Genomic DNA, 16,138 nt, shown 5'->3' with positions numbered 1-16,138 from the left:
TGGTCTGGTGTACGCGAAAATGCGCGGTGAGGGCGTCGTTCGCAATTCGCTATCCTGGGCGGGCCGTGATCTGGTGGGTCGCGGGACGGGGGAGGGCGTGTGACGATCACCTGGGACCAGGTCCGGGCCTGGCGCCTGCGGAGGCAGTTCCTGGAGCCGCGGACCGACGCCGACGGCGCGGCGGTCGTCAGCCGGTTGTGCGGCGTGCAGGCCCAGGTGAAGTCCTCCGCGGCGCTGACCGCGCTGCTGCGCCAGGCGGAGCCCAGGCCCGAGGACATCGAGGGCGGCCTCGCCGACCGGGTGCTGCTCAAGACCTGGGCGATGCGCGGCACCCTGCACCTGCTCAAGGGCGACGAGGCGGGGGACTTCCTGTCGGTCATCGCCTCCGCCCGCACCTGGCACTCACCGCCGTGGCAGCGCGAGTTCGGCGCCACCCCGGCGGAGGTCGAGGCGCTCGTGGACGCGGTCTCGGCGGCCCTGGAAGGCCGGGTGCTCACCCGCGACGAGCTGGTCACCGCAGTCGCGGCGGACCGGGGGCTGGCCAAGATGGAGGCCCAGCTGCGGTCCGGCTGGGGCGCGATCCTCAAGCCCCTGCCGTGGCAGGGCACGCTCTGCCACGGCCCGAGCCAGGGCGCCAAGGTCACCTTCGCCCGGCCGGGCGACCTGGTCCCGGGGTGGCGGGGGCTCCCCGAGCCGGAGGAGGCGGCGCCCCGCGCGATCGCGGCGTACCTGGGCGCGTACGGCCCGGCGACCCCGGACGCGTTCAACGCCTGGCTGATGCGGGGCGCGCTGAGGAAGACGCCGCTGCGCGGGTGGTTCGCCGCCCTGGGCGACCGGGTGACCGAGGTCGACGTCGAGGGGCAGGAGGCTTACGTCCTGGCCGAGCACGCGGACGAGCTGGCGGGTGTGGAGCCGAGCGGGTCGGTGCGGTTGCTGGGGGCCTTCGACCAGTACGTCCTGGGGCCGGGCACGAACGACCCGCAGGTCCTCGCGCCCGAGCACCGGGCGAAGGTGAGCCGGGCGGCGGGGTGGATCGCGCCGATCGTGGTGGTCGGGGGGCGGATCAAGGGCGTGTGGGAGCAGGTGGACGACGCGGTGGTGGTGTCGATGTTCCCCGGTGCGCGGAAGCCCGCGATGGGTGCGCTGCGGGCGGAGGTCGAGCACCTCGCCAGGGCGCGCGGCACCCGCGTGCCGGAGGTGCGGGTCTCGTAGCGGTCCGGTTCGCGCCGGGGGCGAGCCGGAGAATTGGGCCGGGGCTCGCGTCGGGAACCGGGCCGAGACTCGCGCCGGGCTCGCGCCCGCCACGCGTCAGGAATCGAGCCGGCCTCGCGTCAGGGGATTGACGGTGCCGAGTCGGATTTGGCATGGTCTGAACCAGCTAGTGAGAGCGCTCTCACAACTGTCCGGGGCGCACGGCTCATCCCTGTTCGCCGTGCGCCCTCCCTGTGGACGAGGAGGAATCGCGTGCTCATGACAACGTTGACGAGGGTCGGCGCGGTGGCCGCCCTGCTGGTGAGCGGCCTGGCCGTCGCCGCGCCCGCGCAGGCCGAGCCGCTGTCCCCGGGCCTGGTGGCCTCGATGCGGGACGCGTTCGGCCTGACCGAGCAGCAGGCCCGGACCAGGATCGCCCGGGAGGCGACCGCGACCCGCCTGGCCCCGGACGCGCGGCGGGCCGCCGGCGAGGCGTTCGGCGGCAGCTGGTTCGACGCGGACGCGGGCGCGCTGGTCGTCGGCGTCACGGACGAGGCCGCCGCGAAGCGCGTGCGCGCCGCCGGGGCCGAAGCCCGGGTCGTCGCGCACACGGCCGCCGAGCTGGACCGGGTGAAGGACCGGGTGGACGCGCTGTCCCGGGCGGGCGGGGTGCCCGCCGCGGTGGCCAGTTGGCACCCGGACCCGCGCAGCGGCGCGGTGGTGGTCAACGTCGAGGCGGGGGCGCAGGCGCGCGAGGTGGCCGAGTTCCTCGACCGGGCCGCGCGGCTGGGCCCGATCGAGGTCAACACCGAGGGCGTCACGCGGCCGGTGCCGTTCGCGGCCGGCACGGTCGGCGGCGACCCGTACTACACGGGCAACGTGCGGTGCTCCATCGGGTTCTCGGTGCACGGCGGGTACGTCACGGCCGGGCACTGCGGTGGCACGGGCGCCCAGGTCTACGGCTGGGACCGGTCGTGGCAGGGCCAGTTCGCGGGCTCCTCGTTCCCCGGCAACGACTACGCGTGGGTCCGCACCGGCGGCGGCTGGTGGAACGCGCCGGTCGTGCTCGGCTGGGGCACCGTCAGCGACGCCCTGGTGCGCGGCTCGTGGGAGGCGCCGGTGGGCACGTCGGTGTGCCGGTCGGGCTCGACGACGCGCTGGCACTGCGGCGTCGTGCAGTCCCGCAACGAGACCATCCACTACGCGCAGGGCGACGTGCACCAGATGGCCGGCACGAGCGTGTGCGCCGAGGGCGGCGACTCGGGCGGCTCGTTCATCACGGGTGACCAGGCGCAGGGCGTCACGTCCGGCGGTTACGGCAACTGCTCGTCGGGCGGCCGGACCTGGTTCCAGCCGATCAACGAGATCCTGTCCACCTACGGGCTGAGGCTGCTCACGGCCTGATCCCGGCGCGGTGGGCCCACTCCCGAGGGGGTGGGCCCACCGCGCGTGCGGCCGGTGCGCGTCGACGGCCGGCGGTCGTCTCGGCCCCCGGCGCCACGCCGGATCGCCGCCCCGATCACCCGCACGGCCCCGACCACCTGCGCCAACGGCGGTCCGGAAGCATCGCCGGCCGAAGCTTCACCCGGCTGGCCGTTGTCCTCGGACCCCCGCGCGCCCTACGGTCTTCGTCGAAGCGCTTCGATGGTGAACGCGCGGCGGAGGGGGTCCGATGCCGGGAAAGCTCCTGGTCGCCCTGGTGGCGGCCCTGACGGTGGCGGCCGGGTGCGGGAGCTCGGACGACGCCGGCGACCTCAACACGCTCACGCTGTGGCACTACGAGGGACCCGACAGCGCGATGGGCATCGCCTGGGCCGAGGCGATCAGGCTGTTCGAGGAATCCCACCCCGGCGTGACGGTCGAGTTCGAGGAGAAGGGCTTCGAGCAGGTCCAGAAGACCGCCCCCATGGTCCTCAACTCCTCCGACGCCCCCGACCTCATGGAGTACAACAAGGGCAACGCCACCACCGGCCTGCTCTCCAAGCAGGGGCTGCTGACCGACCTGAGCGTCGAGGCCGCCGACCGCGGCTGGGACCGGAAGGTGGGGGCCGGCCCCGACATCACCGCCCGCTACGACGAGCGCGGCGTCATGGGCTCCGGCAAGTGGTACGGCGTCCCCAACTACGCCGAGTACGTGCTGGTCTACTACAACAAGACCATGTTCGACCAGCGGGGGCTGGCCGCGCCCACCACGCTGGAGGAGCTGACCGCCGCGATGGGGCGGTTCGCCGCCGAGGGCATCACACCGCTGGCCGTGGGCGGTGCCGAGTACCCGGCCGCCCAACTGCTCTACCAGCTCGCCCTGACCAGGGCCGACCGCGACTGGGTCGACCGGTTCCAGCGCTACACCGGCGAGGTGGACTTCCACGACCGGACCTGGTCGAACGCCGTGGAGACCTTCGCCGCGTGGCTGCGCGAGGGCTACCTCGACGAGGACTCCGCCGGCCTCAAGGCCGAGGACATGGGCCTGGGGTTCGCGCAGGGCCGGCACCCGATCATGATCAGCGGCAGCTGGTGGTACGGCCGGCTGCGCTCCCAGGTCCGGGACTTCGAGTGGGCCACCGCGGCGTGGCCGGGCATGACCGCCGGGTCCGGCGGCAACCTGTGGGTGGTGCCCAAGGGCGCGAAGAACAAGGAACTGGCCCTCGACTTCATCGACATCACCCTGTCGCAGCCCGTCCAGGACCTGCTGCGCGACTCCGGCGGCGTCGCGCTCGCCCCGGGCGACGCGCCCGCGACCGACCCGGGGGTGGCGCGGCTCAACGAGGACTTCCGCGAGCTCAGCGCAGGCGACCGGTTGGCGTTCTACCCCGACTGGCCGGTGCCCGGCTTCTACGACGCGCAGGTCACCGCGGTGCAGAAGCTCATCACCGGCGAGCTGGGGCCGCACGAGGTGCTCACCGAGCTGGCCGACTACTACCGGGAGAACCTGGCGGGCGTCGGCGGATGAGCCCGGTCGTCACCGCGGTCCGCGACCGCGGGTCCTACCTGCTGTTCCTGCTGCCCGGCGCCCTGCTGCTGCTCGCGGTGGTCCTGGTGCCGTTCGGCATGAACGTCGGCCTCAGCCTCACCGAGTGGTCCGGCGCGGGCGAGCCGGAGTGGGTCGGGGCGGAGAACTACCGGCGGCTGCTGACCGACGGGGTGTTCTGGGCGTCGTTCCGGCACAACGCGGGCCTGGTCCTGGCCATGGCGGTCCTGCCGACCCTGGCCGGGCTGCTCATCGCCGCCGTGCTGTTCGACCACGTCGCCCGGCACTTCGGCCCGCGTGCCGCGGGCGTGCTGCGGGCGTGCGTCTACCTGCCGCAGGTGCTGCCCGTCGCGGTCGCCGGGATCGTGTGGGGCTGGGTCCTGGCCCCGCGCGACGGCGCGCTCAACGAGGTGCTGCGCGCGGTCGGGCTGGACTCGCTGGCGCGCAACTGGCTGGGCGACCCGGACCTGGCGCTGTGGTCGGTCATGGGCGTGCTGCTGTGGATCCAGGTCGGCTACCCCGTGGTGATCTTCATGGCCGGGATGCGGCGCATCGACCCGTCGCTGCACGAGGCGGCCGAGCTCGACGGCGCGTCCTGGTGGGGCAGGTTCCGGCACGTCACCGTGCCGCAGCTGCGCCCCGAGGTCTTCGTCGTGCTGCTGACCTGCACGATCGCCGCGCTCAAGGTGTTCGCCCCGATCTACGTGCTGACCAGGGGAGGGCCCGGCGGCGCGACCACCGTCCCCTCGTACTACTCGTTCCAGAACTTCTTCGAGAAGACCAGGGTCGGCTACGGCGCGGCCATCGCCACCGTGCTGACGGTGCTCGTGCTGGTCCTCACCGCGGTGTTCCTGCGCGTGCAGCAGCGGGGTGAGGACCGGTGAGGCGGCACGCGGTGCTGTGGTCGGTGGTCCTGCTGGCCGCGGCGATGCTCGTGCCCTTCGTCCTCGTGGCGGTCAACGCGGTCAAGACACCCGCCGACTACGCCGCCAACGGCCCCCTCAGCCTGCCCCGCGAGGTCTCCCTGGACGGCATCATCGCCTTCTGGGACCGCGTCGACTTCGGCGAGAAGCTGCTCAACAGCGTGGTGATCAGCGGGTCGGTGGCCGTGCTCGCCGTCGTGGTGTCGGTGTGCAACGCCTACGCGCTGGGCATCGGCCGGGTGCGCGGCAGGCTGTGGATCCTGGTGGTGTTCCTGATCGCCAACACGCTGCCGCAGGAGGCCCTGGCCTACCCGCTGTACTTCCTGGCCAACGAGATCGGCCTCTACGACACCAGGACGGCCGTGGTCATCGTCTTCACGGTGATCCAGGCGTCCTTCGGCACCTACCTGCTCACCTCGACGCTGACCGGGTTCCCGCGCGAGCTGCTGGAGGCCGCGCGCCTGGACGGGGCGACCAGGTGGCAGGTCCTGCTGCGGATCGTGGTGCCGGTCAGCAGGCCGACCCTGGGGGTGCTGTTCGTGTTCTTCTTCATCTGGACCTGGAACGAGTTCTTCCTGCCCCTGGTGCTGCTGATCTCCAACGAGAACCAGACCGTGCCGGTGGCGCTGGGGGTGCTCCAGGGCCAGCGGATGATGGACGCCACCACGACCAGCGCCTCCGCGCTGCTCGGGGTCGTGCCGGCCATCGCCTTCTTCCTCATCTTCCAGCGGGCGATGACCCGCGGCATCACGGCAGGAGCGGGCAAGTGAGTGCTTCCCGCCCTGAACAACGGGGGGTCCCCCGCGCCTGGCGGCACGATCGGGGTTCCTGTTCGTTCACGGGCCCTGCGGGAATTCCCGGCTCAGACCGCCTGCTCGTCCGGCGGACGAGCAGGTCTTGCGCCCTCGACACCGGCCGGGTCCAAACCTGCCCGGACGAGCACCACGCGCGCGGAGTTGCGGTCTCTCGGGCAGACCGACCCGCACGTGGTGCACCAATACGTTCGCTCCGACAGCGGCAGGGCGTGCTTGGCTCTCGCCCCGCACCCACCGCAGTCCATCGTCGTGTACTGCGGGTTGACCAGCCGCACGTCACGCCCGTGCTCGCGGCCCATCTCGACCAACGCCCGCTTCGTGGCGGCGATCGCGGCGTCGGCGGCCTTGCGCGCCATGGTGGTCCTGGCCGGGAACCCGGGGCGGAAGTCCTCCACCGCCAACGCGTCGTGGTCGCGCACGACCCGTTCGGCCCACTTGCGGGCGGTGTCCGTGCGCTGCGCGCGGACCCGCGCGTGCAGCCGCGCGGCCTGCCGCCTCGCGGTGCGGTAGCCCTTCGACGCCGCCTGCCCCCTCGGGGGTCGGCGGCGGGCCATCCTGCTGTGGTAGCGCGCCAGTCGTGCGGCGGCCTTCCTGCCGTGCTCCGCACGCCAGGAGGTGAGCCGACGGTCGAGCCGTGCCGCACCACACGTCCGTTTTTCCCCGGGATGCGCCCGGTTGTGGGCGTGGGTCGCCTTGGAGTCCGCGACGCAGTGGTTCCACACCCACCGCACTGCCACGCCCACCAGCGTATCGGAGGGCACCGACAGGGCCCGGACCTCCTCACCCGGCATCCCCGCGAACCCCTCGGTGCCGTTCCGGGGTATTGGTCTCCTCCCGGCCGGGAGCGGCCGGGCCTCCACCGACAGGAGCGCAAGTGAAGTTCAGCGACGGTTACTGGCTGCTGCGCCCGGGTGTCGAGGGCGCCTACCCGGTCCAGGTGCACGACGTCACCGCGGGCGACGGCGAGGTGGTCGTGCACGCGCCGACCAGCCCCGTCCGGCACCGGGGTGACACGCTCAAGGGGCCGCTGGTCACCCTGGGTCTCACCGCGCCCGCCCCGGACGTGGTCGGCGTGTCCATCACGCACTTCGCGGGCGGCGCGGACGGGGAGCCGGCGTTCGCGGTGACCACCGACCCCGCGCACGAGGCCAAGGTCGTCGACGACGACGCCGGCGTGGAGTTGACCTCCGGCGCGCTGTCGGTGCGGGTGCGGCGCGGTGAGGAGTGGCAGGTCGACTTCACCGCGGCCGGGCGCACCCTGACCAGCAGTCGGGCCAAGGGCATCGGTCTCATGACCGCCGAGGGTCGCCACCACGTGCGCGAGCAGCTGGTGCTGGGCGTCGGCGACGTGGTCTACGGGCTGGGCGAGCGGTTCGGGCCCCTGGTGCGCAACGGCCAGGCGGTCGAGGTCTGGAACGCCGACGGCGGCACCAGCAGCGAGCAGGCGTACAAGAACGTGCCGTTCTTCTTCACCAACGCCGGGTACGGGGTGTTCGTCAACCACCCCGGCCGCGTGTCGTTCGAGGTCGGTTCCGAGGCGGTGTCCCGGGTCCAGTTCAGCGTGGAGGGGCAGTCGCTGGAGTACTTCCTGATCTACGGCCCCACGCCGAAGGACGTCCTGCGCAAGTACACCGCGCTCACCGGCCGGCCCGCGCTGCCGCCCGCCTGGTCCTACGGCCTGTGGCTGTCCACCTCGTTCACCACCTCCTACGACGAGGAGACGGTGTCGGGGTTCATCGACGGCATGGCGGCGCGCGACCTGCCGCTGAGCGTGTTCCACTTCGACTGCTTCTGGATGCGCGAGTACCACTGGTGCGATTTCGAGTGGGACCCGCGCACGTTCCCCGACCCGGTCGGGATGCTGGAGCGGCTGCGGGCGAAGGGCCTGAAGGTCTCGCTGTGGATCAACCCCTACATCGCGCAGCGCTCGCCGCTGTTCGCCGAGGGCGTCGCGGGCGGCTACCTGCTGCGCCGGCCCGGTGGCGAGGTGTGGCAGTGGGACCTGTGGCAGCCCGGCATGGCGCTGGTGGACTTCACCAACCCGGCCGCCCGCGCCTGGTACGCGGCCAAGCTGGACGCCCTGCTCGCCCAGGGCGTCGACTGCTTCAAGACCGACTTCGGCGAACGCGTGCCGACCGACGTCGTCTACCACGACGGCTCCGACCCGGAGCGGATGCACAACTACTACACCTACCTCTACAACCAGACCGTGTTCGAGGTGCTGCGCAAGCGGCGGGGCGACGGTGACGCCGTGGTGTTCGCCCGGTCGGCCACGGTCGGTTCGCAGCGGTTCCCGGTGCACTGGGGCGGCGACTGCGAGGCCACCTACGAGTCGATGGCGGAGAGCCTGCGCGGCGGGCTGTCGTTGGGGCTGTCCGGCTTCGGCTTCTGGAGCCACGACATCGGCGGCTTCGAGGGCACCCCGTCGGCGGCGCTGTTCAAGCGGTGGACCGCGTTCGGCCTGCTGTCCTCGCACAGCAGGTTGCACGGCAGCGGCTCCTACCGGGTGCCGTGGCTGTTCGACGAGGAGGCCGTGGAGGTGCTGCGCCGGTTCACCAGGCTGAAGCTGAGCCTGATGCCCTACCTGGACCGGGCCGCGCGGCAGGCCGCGGAGGAGGGCGTGCCGGTGATGCGGGCGATGGCCCTGGAGTTCCCCGACGACCCCGGCTGCGCCCACCTGGAACGGCAGTACATGCTCGGTGACGACCTGCTGGTCGCGCCGGTGTTCTCCGACGAGGGCGACGTGTCCTACTACGTCCCGGGGGGCACGTGGACGCACCTGCTGACCGGGCGGGTGGTGGAGGGGCCGCGCTGGGTGCGGGAGCGCTGCGACTTCCTGACCGTGCCGCTGCTGGTGCGGCCGGGCGCCGTGCTGCCGGTGGGCGCGGTCGACGACCGGCCGGACTACGACTACGCCGAGGGCGTCACGCTGCGGGTGTACGGGCTGTCGGACGGCAAGCACGCGATGGTGGTCGGCGGTTCCGCCTTCCGCCTGGTCAAGCGGGGCGACCGGATGTGGGTCGAGGTGGAGGACGCGCCGTCGCGGTGGCGGCTGCTGCTCGTCGGCGCCCGGTCGGTGGACGCCGTCGGGGGCGGGACCGCGCACCAGCACCCGGACGGGGTGCTGGTCGACGCCGGGGGCAGCGCGGTGACGGTGGAGGGGATCAGATGAGGGCGGTGGGGGTCGTCCTGGTGCTGCTGGCGTCGTTGCTCTCGCCCGCGGCGGCGGGCGCGACCGGGCCGGTGACCGCGAAGGCGACCGCGACCGCGACCGGGCCGGTGACCGGGCCGGCGACCAGCCCGGCCACCCCGGAGGGCGCCCGCCACGAGGTGACCTACGACCGGTACTCCCTGTCCGTGGACGGCGAGCGCGTCCTGCTGTGGTCGGGGGAGTTCCACTACTTCCGGCTGCCCAGCCAGGAGCTGTGGCGGGACGTGCTGGAGAAGATCCGGGCCGCCGGCTTCAACGGCGTGTCGCTGTACTTCCACTGGGGCTACCACTCGCCCGCGCCCGGCTCCTACGACTTCACCGGGGTGCGCGACGTCGACCTGCTGCTGCGCACGGCCGACGAGCTCGGCCTGTACGTGGTGGCCCGGCCCGGTCCCTACATCAACGCCGAGACCAGCGGCGGCGGGTTCCCGGCGTGGCTGAAGACCGTGGCCGGCCGGGCGCGCTCCAGCGACCCCGGCTACACCGCCGCCTACCGGGACTGGCTCGACCACCTCAACCCGATCATCGCCCGCCACCAGGTCACCCGGGGCGGCTCGGTGATCGCCTACAACGTGGAGAACGAGTACGCCGTCAACGTCGACGCCGCCTACATGGAGCAGTTGCAGCAGCAGGCCAGGGCCGACGGCATCGACGTGCCGATCGCGCACAACAACTGCTGCAACGGCGACCTGGCCAACTGGTCCTCGGGGCGGGGCGCGGTGCAGATCCCGGGCGTGGACGACTACCCGGTCGGGTTCGACTGCCGCGCGCCCGACACCTGGGGGCAGTCCGAGGGCGTGACCCGCAGGCTGCGCGACGACGGGCCGGTCTACGCGGCGGAGTACCAGGCGGGGGCCATCGACCTGCACGACGCCGGGTACGGGGCGTGCCGCGAGCTGACCGGGCCGGACTTCATGAAGGTGTTCTACAAGTCCAACGCCATCGGCAGCGGCGCCACCATGTTCGGCTACTACATGGCCTACGGCGGCACGTCCTGGGGTTGGCTGCCGCAGCCCAACGACGTCTACACCTCCTACGACTACGGCGCGGCGATCACCGAGTCCCGGCAGCTCACCGCCAAGTACGACGAGTTCAAGCGCCAGGGCTACTTCGCGACCACGGTCGCGCCGCTGACCAAGACCGACCCGGCGCCCGCGCCCGTGCCCGCCGACCCGGCCGTGTTCGCGCAGGCCCGGTCCAACCCGGACACCGGCACGCAGTTCGTCCTGGTCCGCCACCCGGACCGGCGCTCGACCGCCGACGTGGCCACCGAGCTGGACTGGTCCACCCCGGACGGTCGCTACCGGGTTCCCGTGCGGGTGAACGGCCGGGACGCCAAGGTGCTGGTGGCGGGCTACGACCTGGGCGGTCAGCGGCTGGTGTGGTCGAGCTCCGAGATCCTCACCCACGTCGGGGTCTCCGGGCGCGACGTGGCCGTGCTCTACGGCCGGGACGGCGAGCGGGGCTCCACCGTGCTGCGCTACTCGTCCGCGCCGACCGTGCGGGTGCTCGACGGCGCGGTGCGCGCCTCCTACGCCGACGGCGACCTGAGGTTGGACTACACCCACTCCGGCCTGGCCCGCGTGCTGGTCTCCGGCGGCGGGCGGCCACCGCTGGTGCTGCTGCTGGGCACCGACGAGACCGCCGCGCGGTTCTGGCGGCTGGACACCGACCAGGGGCCGGTGCTGGTGCGCGGCACCGCCCTGGCCCGGTCCGCGGCGGTGGTCGGCGACCGGCTGGTGCTGCGCGCCGACACCGACCGGGCGGGCGAGGTGGAGGTGTTCGCCCCGGTCCGCCGGCTCGGCGTCGGCGGGCGGACCGTGCACGTGCGCCGCACGCCGAGCGGCTCGCTGCTGGGCGCGCTGCCCGGACCGGAGCCGGTGCGCCTGCCGGGGTTGACCGACTGGCGCCACCGCGCCGAGCCGCCGGGCGCCGGGGAGACCGGCTGGGTTACGGCGGACCGGACGACCACCGCCAGCCCGATCAAGCCCAAGGCGCTGCCCGTGCTCTACTCCGACGAGTACGGCTTCCACCAGGGCAGCGTCTGGTACCGGGGCCGGTTCACCGCCACCGGCGCGGAGCGGACGATCTCGCTCAACGCCATCACCGGCCGGCGCGGGGTGTACCTGGTGTGGCTCGACGGCCGGTACCTCGGCTCCGCCGCGGGCGGCACCGAGTCCGACGCGGAACCGGTGAACCCCGACCCCGGCCGCGGCGACTTCGCGGTGCCGGAGGGGCTGCTGGTCGCCGGGCGGCGGGCGACGCTGACGGTTCTGGTGGAGAACATGGGCCACAACGACGACTGGACCGCCGACGACACCCGGTTCAAGCAGCCCCGCGGCCTGTTCGGGGCGGTGGTGCGGGGCTCGACCGCGCCGATCTCGTGGCAGGTGCGCGGCTCACGCCCGAACGACGGCGAACGCGGCCCGATGAACGCGGGCGGCCTGCACGGCGAGCGCGCCGGCTGGCACCTGCCCGGCGGCACGGGCTGGGGCCGGCCGCCGTCCGCCGCGCCGCCCGGGGTGTCCTGGTACCGGACCGCGTTCCGGCTGGACCTGCCGCGCGGGCACGACGTGTCGCTGGGCCTGCGCTTCGACGACACCACCCAGCGGTCCCACCGGGTGCTGATCTTCGTCAACGGCTGGAACGTGGGCCAGTACCTGGGCGGGGCGAGCCCGCAGCGGGACTTCGTGCTCCCGGCGGGGGTGCTGGCCGAGCACAACGCGCTCACCTTCGCCGTGATCGCCACCGAGCGGCTGCCGGGCGGGCCCGGACCCGTGCGGCTGGTGACCCTGGGCAACCACCGGACGGGCGGGGGCCGCTGACGCGCCGCTACCCGCCGCGCCGGGCGGACCGCGCCCCGGAGACGACGACGCCGACGACGATCAGGGCCCCGATGAGCTGGAGCCCGGGTGAGTCGTCGGCTCCTCCGTAGATGAAGGCGGCCACGCCGACCACGACGGTGAGCAGGGCGAGGACGTACTTCACGAGGTCTCCGCCCCAGGGCAGGCCCCGGCGGCGAGGTTCGACGTTCATGCATCGAATATCGCTTGCAAACTATCGAATGTCAATAGGTGGGGGGCGCGTGCTCAGGGCGGCGGGCCGGTGCTGCCACGCGCCTCCAGCCGCGGCGGCAGCAACCGCACCTCCGGCTCGCCGTGGCCGTCCAGCTGCCGCATCGCCAGCTCCACCGCCAGCTCGCCCAGCTCGGCCGCGGGGATGTCCACCGAGGTCAGCGGCACCTCGTGCGACCGCGCCAGGTCCGGCGGGCACACCGCGAGCACCGAGACGTCGCGCGGCACCCGCCGGTCGCGCCGGGCCAGTTCCGACAGCAGCGGCCCGAGCACGGCCTCGTTGTGCACCACCAGCCCGGTCACCGGGGGTCGGCGGGCGAACAGGTCGTCCAGGCAGTCGCGCAGCCCGTCGTAGGTGGGCACGCAGGCCAGCGCGGTGGTCAGCGCGCCCCGGTCGGCCGCCTCCCGCTCGAAGCCGCGCAGGAACCGCCCCGCGTAGCTGGTGCCCCGCCGGTAGACGGCGGGGGAGGGGCCGATCAGGGCGACGTGCCGGTGACCGAGGTCGGCCAGGTGCGCCACGCAGGCCGCGCCCGCCGCGGTGAAGTCCAGGTCCACGCAGGTCAGGCCGGCGCAGTCGTCCGGCACCCCGATGAGCACCGCGGGCCGCTCCAGCGCGCGCAGCACCGGCACCCGCGGTTCGCCCGCCTCCACGTCCATCACCAGGATCGCGTCGGCCAGGGCGGAGGCCGCGACCCGGTCGAGCCCCTCCGCGCCCTCGTCCGCGGTCAGCAGCAGCACGTCGTGGTCGTGGGCGCGGGCCGCGGCGGCGGCGGCGCCGACGAACTGCATCACCACGGGCACGTTCAGGTCGGTGCGCAGGGGCGCGACGAGGGCGAGCACGTTGGTGCGGCTGCTGGCCAGCGCCCGCGCGCCCGCGTTGGGGCGGTAGCCGAGCTTGCGGATGCTGCGGTGCACCTTGCGCCGGGTCGTCTCCGAGATCGTGCGCTTGCCGGACAGCACGTAGGACACGGTGCTGGGCGAGACGCCCGCCGCGCGCGCCACATCGGCGATGGTGACCACCTGTGGATCATAGGTGGCCGATGGTGCCGCACGGCTTCACGCCACCGGCAGGTCGAGGTCCACGGTGCGGCGCTGGGGGGTCACCACCACGTCGGTGGCGTGGGCGACGTCGGAGCCCGGCGGCAGCACGGTGAGGACGTAGCCGCCCAGCGGGGGCAGCGGCAGGGCGTAGCGGCCCTGCGGGTCGGTGCGCGCGTGCTCGGCGGTCTCCCCGGCCGGGCTGGTGAGGGTGACCAGGGCGTCGGCGACCGCGATCCCGTCGTGGCGCACCACGCCGACCAGTTCCCGCCGGTCGCACAGCACGATCCGCTGGGGTCGGTCGGTGCGCAGGTCGAGCACCCCGGAGCGGGGCGACCAGCCGTCGGCCGAGCACACCACCAGGTGGCGGCCCTGGCCCGGCAGCACCGCCGACCACCTGCCGGTGTGGTCGGTGCGCGCCCAGTCGGTCCGCTCGCCGCGCAGGGTCAGCACGGTGACCACGGCCAGGCGCACGGGGTGGCCGTCGGGTGCGACGACCTCGCCGCGCACCACGACCTCCTCGGCCCGGTCGCGGGCGGGCAGGGGGACCTCGGTCACCTCCCGACCGGGCAGGGCGGTGGCGAGCAGGGCGGCCAGCACCGCCGCCGCGGCGGCGATCCAGGAGACCGCGGCGAACGCGGCGGGGGTCGGCACGGCGAGGCCGGCGGCGGTGACCGTGCCGGCGGTGAGCACGGCGGCGACCACGGCGCTGGAGGTGGACGTGCCGATCGAGCGGACCAGGGTGTTGAGGCCGTTGGCGGCGGCGGTCTCGGTGATCGGGACGAAGCGCATCACCAGGATCGGCATGGCGGCGAACGCGATGGCCGTGCCGATCGAGATGATCGTGGTCCCGGCGACGAGCTGCCACAGCTGCCCGGTGAGCAGCGCGCGCACGGCGTAGCCGCCCGCCATCACCAGCGACCCGACCACCAGCGTGACCCGCGCCCCGTGGCGGCGGGTGACCGCGGCCGAGACCGGCGCCAGCAGCACCATGACCAGGCCGCCGGGGAGCATGGCGAGCCCGGCCGCGGTGGGCGACAGGCCGAAGCCGACGCCGGTGGCCTCGGGCAGCTGGAGCTCCTGCGTGCCGACCAGCAGGTTGGCGTACATGGCGAAGCCCGCGAGCAGGGACGCCACGTTGGTCAGCAGCACCGGGCGGCGGGCCGAGGTGCGCAGGTCGACCAGCGGGTTGCCCACCCGCAGCTCCCACGGCGCGGCCGCGGCGAACCCCAGCACGGCCACCGCCAGGCACAGCAGGGTGGCGCGGCTGGTCCAGCCCCACGCCGCGCCCTTCGAGACGGCCAGCAGCAGGCTGGTCAGCGCCACCGACAGCAGCACCGCGCCCACCAGGTCGAAGCGCCCCGGGCTGCGCACCGCGGACTCCGGCACGACCAGCAGCACGGCGGCCAGCATCACCGCGCCCATCCCGGCCGAGACCCAGAACAGCGAGTGCCAGTCCAGCGCGCTGGCGATCACCCCGCCCAGCGGCAGCCCCGCCGCCGCGCCGATGCCCAGGGTGGCGCTCATCAGCGCCACGGCCGCGCCGACGCGCTCCTTGGGCAGCTCGTCGCGCATGATGCTGATGCCGACGGGGATGAGGGCGGGGGCGAAGCCCTGGAGGGCCCGGCCGACCATCACGCCGCCCAGCGAACCGCTCAGCGCGCACACCACCGAGCCGACGATCAGCACGCCGAGCGCGATGGCCATCACCAGCCGCTTGCCGACCATGTCGGCGACCTTGGACAGGATCGGGGTGGCCACCGCGCTGGTCAGCAGCGTGATCGTGACGAGCCACGAGGCGTTGTCGGCGGTGGTGCCCAGCAGGGTGGGCAGCTCGGGCAGCAGCGGGATGACGAGCGTCTGCATGAGCGACACGACGGTCCCGCACAGGCTGAGCACGGCGATGACGAGTCCGACGGGGCGTTTCACGCCGAGAACATTAGCGTAGCGAACTAACTTCGGCCGCCGGTGGACCGATCGCGCCGCACCCCTGCCCCGGACGGCCGTCGGTCGAACGACCCATCCCGCAGCGTCACCGCACCACTACCTTCCGTGGGAACGACTTCGCCCGGGAGGCGGCCGATGGACAACGGCGGTGGCATCACCAGGAGGACCCTCCTGTCCGGCGCGGGGCTCGCCGTCGCCGGTGGCCTGGTCACGACGGGCAACGCGAGCGCCGCGGCGTTCTACCACCCGTTCACCGCCTACCGGATCACCGGCACCTGGGAGCAGCACCGCTCACGGGGGTCGCTCGGCGGCATCGACTACGGCATGGCCGTGGGCACCCGCCTGCCCGCCGCGGGCGGCGGCGTGGTCACCAACACCCCCGACAACGGCACCGGCGGCCACACCGTGACCATCCGGCACGACAACGGCTACCGGACCCAGTACATGCACCTGTCGCGGTTCCTGCTGACCAACGGCACCCGGGTGGACGTGGGCGGCGTCGTCGGCCTGTCCGGCGGCCAACCCGGCGCGCCGGGGTCGGGGTCGTCCACCGGCCCGCACGTCCACTGGCACATGATCGACCCCGGCGGCACCCGCATCAACCCGCTCACCTACCTCGCCGGCATCGGCGGCGGCCTGCCCAAGACCGGCACCGAGCAGGACGGCGTGCCCGGGACCGTGTTCTGGCAGCGGGCGCAGAACTGGCTGCGGCTGGAGGCCGGCTACACCGGTCCGATCGACGGCGCGCCGGGCGCGAACACCTACGCGGCCCTGCAACGCGCCCTGCGGGCCCACGGGTACACCGGTCCGATCGACGGGGTGCCGGGCGCGAACACCTGGGCCGCCGCGCAGCGCCTGGCCGCCCGGTGGGGGTACACCGGGCCGATCGACGGGGTGATGGGGCCCAACTCGTGGCGCGGCCTCGCCCGCTTCCTCAACCAGGACAGGTACGACTGAGCCGCCGCGGCGCC

At 73.7% G+C, this 16,138-nt stretch carries 12 protein-coding genes; 8 read left to right on the top strand and 4 right to left on the bottom strand.

The genetic code is table 11. From position 1 onward, the window contains the following. The first annotated feature begins 99 nt into the window (after positions 1–99). The 5 genes from ACFP3R_RS23535 to ACFP3R_RS23515 all read left to right on the top strand — a co-directional run bounded on the left by ACFP3R_RS23535 (position 100) and on the right by ACFP3R_RS23515 (position 5,852). A complete protein-coding gene (locus tag ACFP3R_RS23535) occupies positions 100–1,212 on the top strand; it encodes a winged helix DNA-binding domain-containing protein (RefSeq protein WP_380638546.1) in 1,113 nt (370 codons plus the stop codon). 258 nt (positions 1,213–1,470) lie between these two features. Further along, on the top strand, positions 1,471–2,595 hold the full coding sequence (locus ACFP3R_RS23530; RefSeq protein ID WP_380638545.1) for a S1 family peptidase: 1,125 nt from the start codon (positions 1,471–1,473) through the stop codon (positions 2,593–2,595). A gap of 268 nt (positions 2,596–2,863) precedes the next feature. Further along, positions 2,864–4,141 carry an ABC transporter substrate-binding protein gene (locus ACFP3R_RS23525; RefSeq protein WP_380638544.1) on the top strand — a complete coding sequence of 426 codons (1,278 nt, stop codon included), beginning with the start codon at positions 2,864–2,866 and terminating at the stop codon, positions 4,139–4,141. Continuing rightward, positions 4,138–5,043 (top strand): carbohydrate ABC transporter permease, encoded by a 906-nt coding sequence (locus ACFP3R_RS23520; RefSeq protein ID WP_380638543.1) that lies wholly within the window; start codon positions 4,138–4,140, stop codon positions 5,041–5,043. The genes ACFP3R_RS23525 and ACFP3R_RS23520 overlap by 4 nt, the downstream gene beginning before the upstream one ends. After that, on the top strand, positions 5,040–5,852 hold the full coding sequence (locus ACFP3R_RS23515) for a carbohydrate ABC transporter permease (protein WP_380638542.1): 813 nt from the start codon (positions 5,040–5,042) through the stop codon (positions 5,850–5,852). Before ACFP3R_RS23520 ends, ACFP3R_RS23515 begins: the two co-directional genes overlap by 4 nt. 92 nt (positions 5,853–5,944) lie before the next feature. Here ACFP3R_RS23515 and ACFP3R_RS23510 read toward each other — a convergent pair whose 3' ends face one another. Continuing rightward, on the bottom strand, positions 5,945–6,688 hold the full coding sequence (locus ACFP3R_RS23510) for an RNA-guided endonuclease TnpB family protein (protein ID WP_380638541.1): 744 nt from the start codon (positions 6,686–6,688) through the stop codon (positions 5,945–5,947). A gap of 83 nt (positions 6,689–6,771) precedes the next feature. On the opposite strand from ACFP3R_RS23510, the gene yicI reads away from it, so the two are divergent. Together yicI and ACFP3R_RS23500 are read left to right on the top strand one after the other, a co-directional pair. Then, positions 6,772–9,069: an alpha-xylosidase gene (yicI, locus tag ACFP3R_RS23505; protein WP_380638540.1), complete on the top strand. Its 2,298-nt coding sequence runs from the start codon at positions 6,772–6,774 to the stop codon at positions 9,067–9,069. Next, positions 9,066–11,933 (top strand): beta-galactosidase, encoded by a 2,868-nt coding sequence (locus ACFP3R_RS23500; protein ID WP_380638539.1) that lies wholly within the window; start codon positions 9,066–9,068, stop codon positions 11,931–11,933. Before yicI ends, ACFP3R_RS23500 begins: the two co-directional genes overlap by 4 nt. Before the next feature lie 7 nt (positions 11,934–11,940). Here the strand turns inward: ACFP3R_RS23500 and ACFP3R_RS23495 are convergent, their stop codons facing one another. Genes ACFP3R_RS23495 through ACFP3R_RS23485 form a run of 3 tightly spaced genes read right to left on the bottom strand, consistent with a single transcriptional unit; the run spans position 11,941 to position 15,149 of the window. Then, positions 11,941–12,144 carry a hypothetical protein gene (locus ACFP3R_RS23495; RefSeq protein ID WP_380638538.1) on the bottom strand — a complete coding sequence of 68 codons (204 nt, stop codon included), beginning with the start codon at positions 12,142–12,144 and terminating at the stop codon, positions 11,941–11,943. A 53-nt stretch (positions 12,145–12,197) separates the two neighbouring features. After that, positions 12,198–13,202 (bottom strand): LacI family DNA-binding transcriptional regulator, encoded by a 1,005-nt coding sequence (locus tag ACFP3R_RS23490; RefSeq protein ID WP_380638537.1) that lies wholly within the window; start codon positions 13,200–13,202, stop codon positions 12,198–12,200. Between the two features lie 36 nt (positions 13,203–13,238). Continuing rightward, complete coding sequence (locus ACFP3R_RS23485) at positions 13,239–15,149, bottom strand: MFS transporter (protein WP_380638536.1); 1,911 nt, start codon at positions 15,147–15,149, stop codon at positions 13,239–13,241. A gap of 153 nt (positions 15,150–15,302) precedes the next feature. Here ACFP3R_RS23485 and ACFP3R_RS23480 point away from each other — a divergent pair, with 153 nt between their 5' ends. Beyond that, the gene (locus tag ACFP3R_RS23480) at positions 15,303–16,124 is read left to right on the top strand and encodes a peptidoglycan DD-metalloendopeptidase family protein (protein ID WP_380638535.1); all 822 of its coding nucleotides are present in this window, start codon (positions 15,303–15,305) and stop codon (positions 16,122–16,124) included. Positions 16,125–16,138: the final 14 nt, after the last annotated feature.

This window comes from Saccharothrix lopnurensis (assembly GCF_042658445.1).
In the GTDB taxonomy this organism is placed as follows: Bacteria; Actinomycetota; Actinomycetes; order Mycobacteriales; family Pseudonocardiaceae; genus Actinosynnema; species Actinosynnema lopnurensis.
The sequence above is the reverse complement of the archived record's forward strand: the minus strand, read 5'-3'. Positions and strand labels throughout refer to the sequence as shown.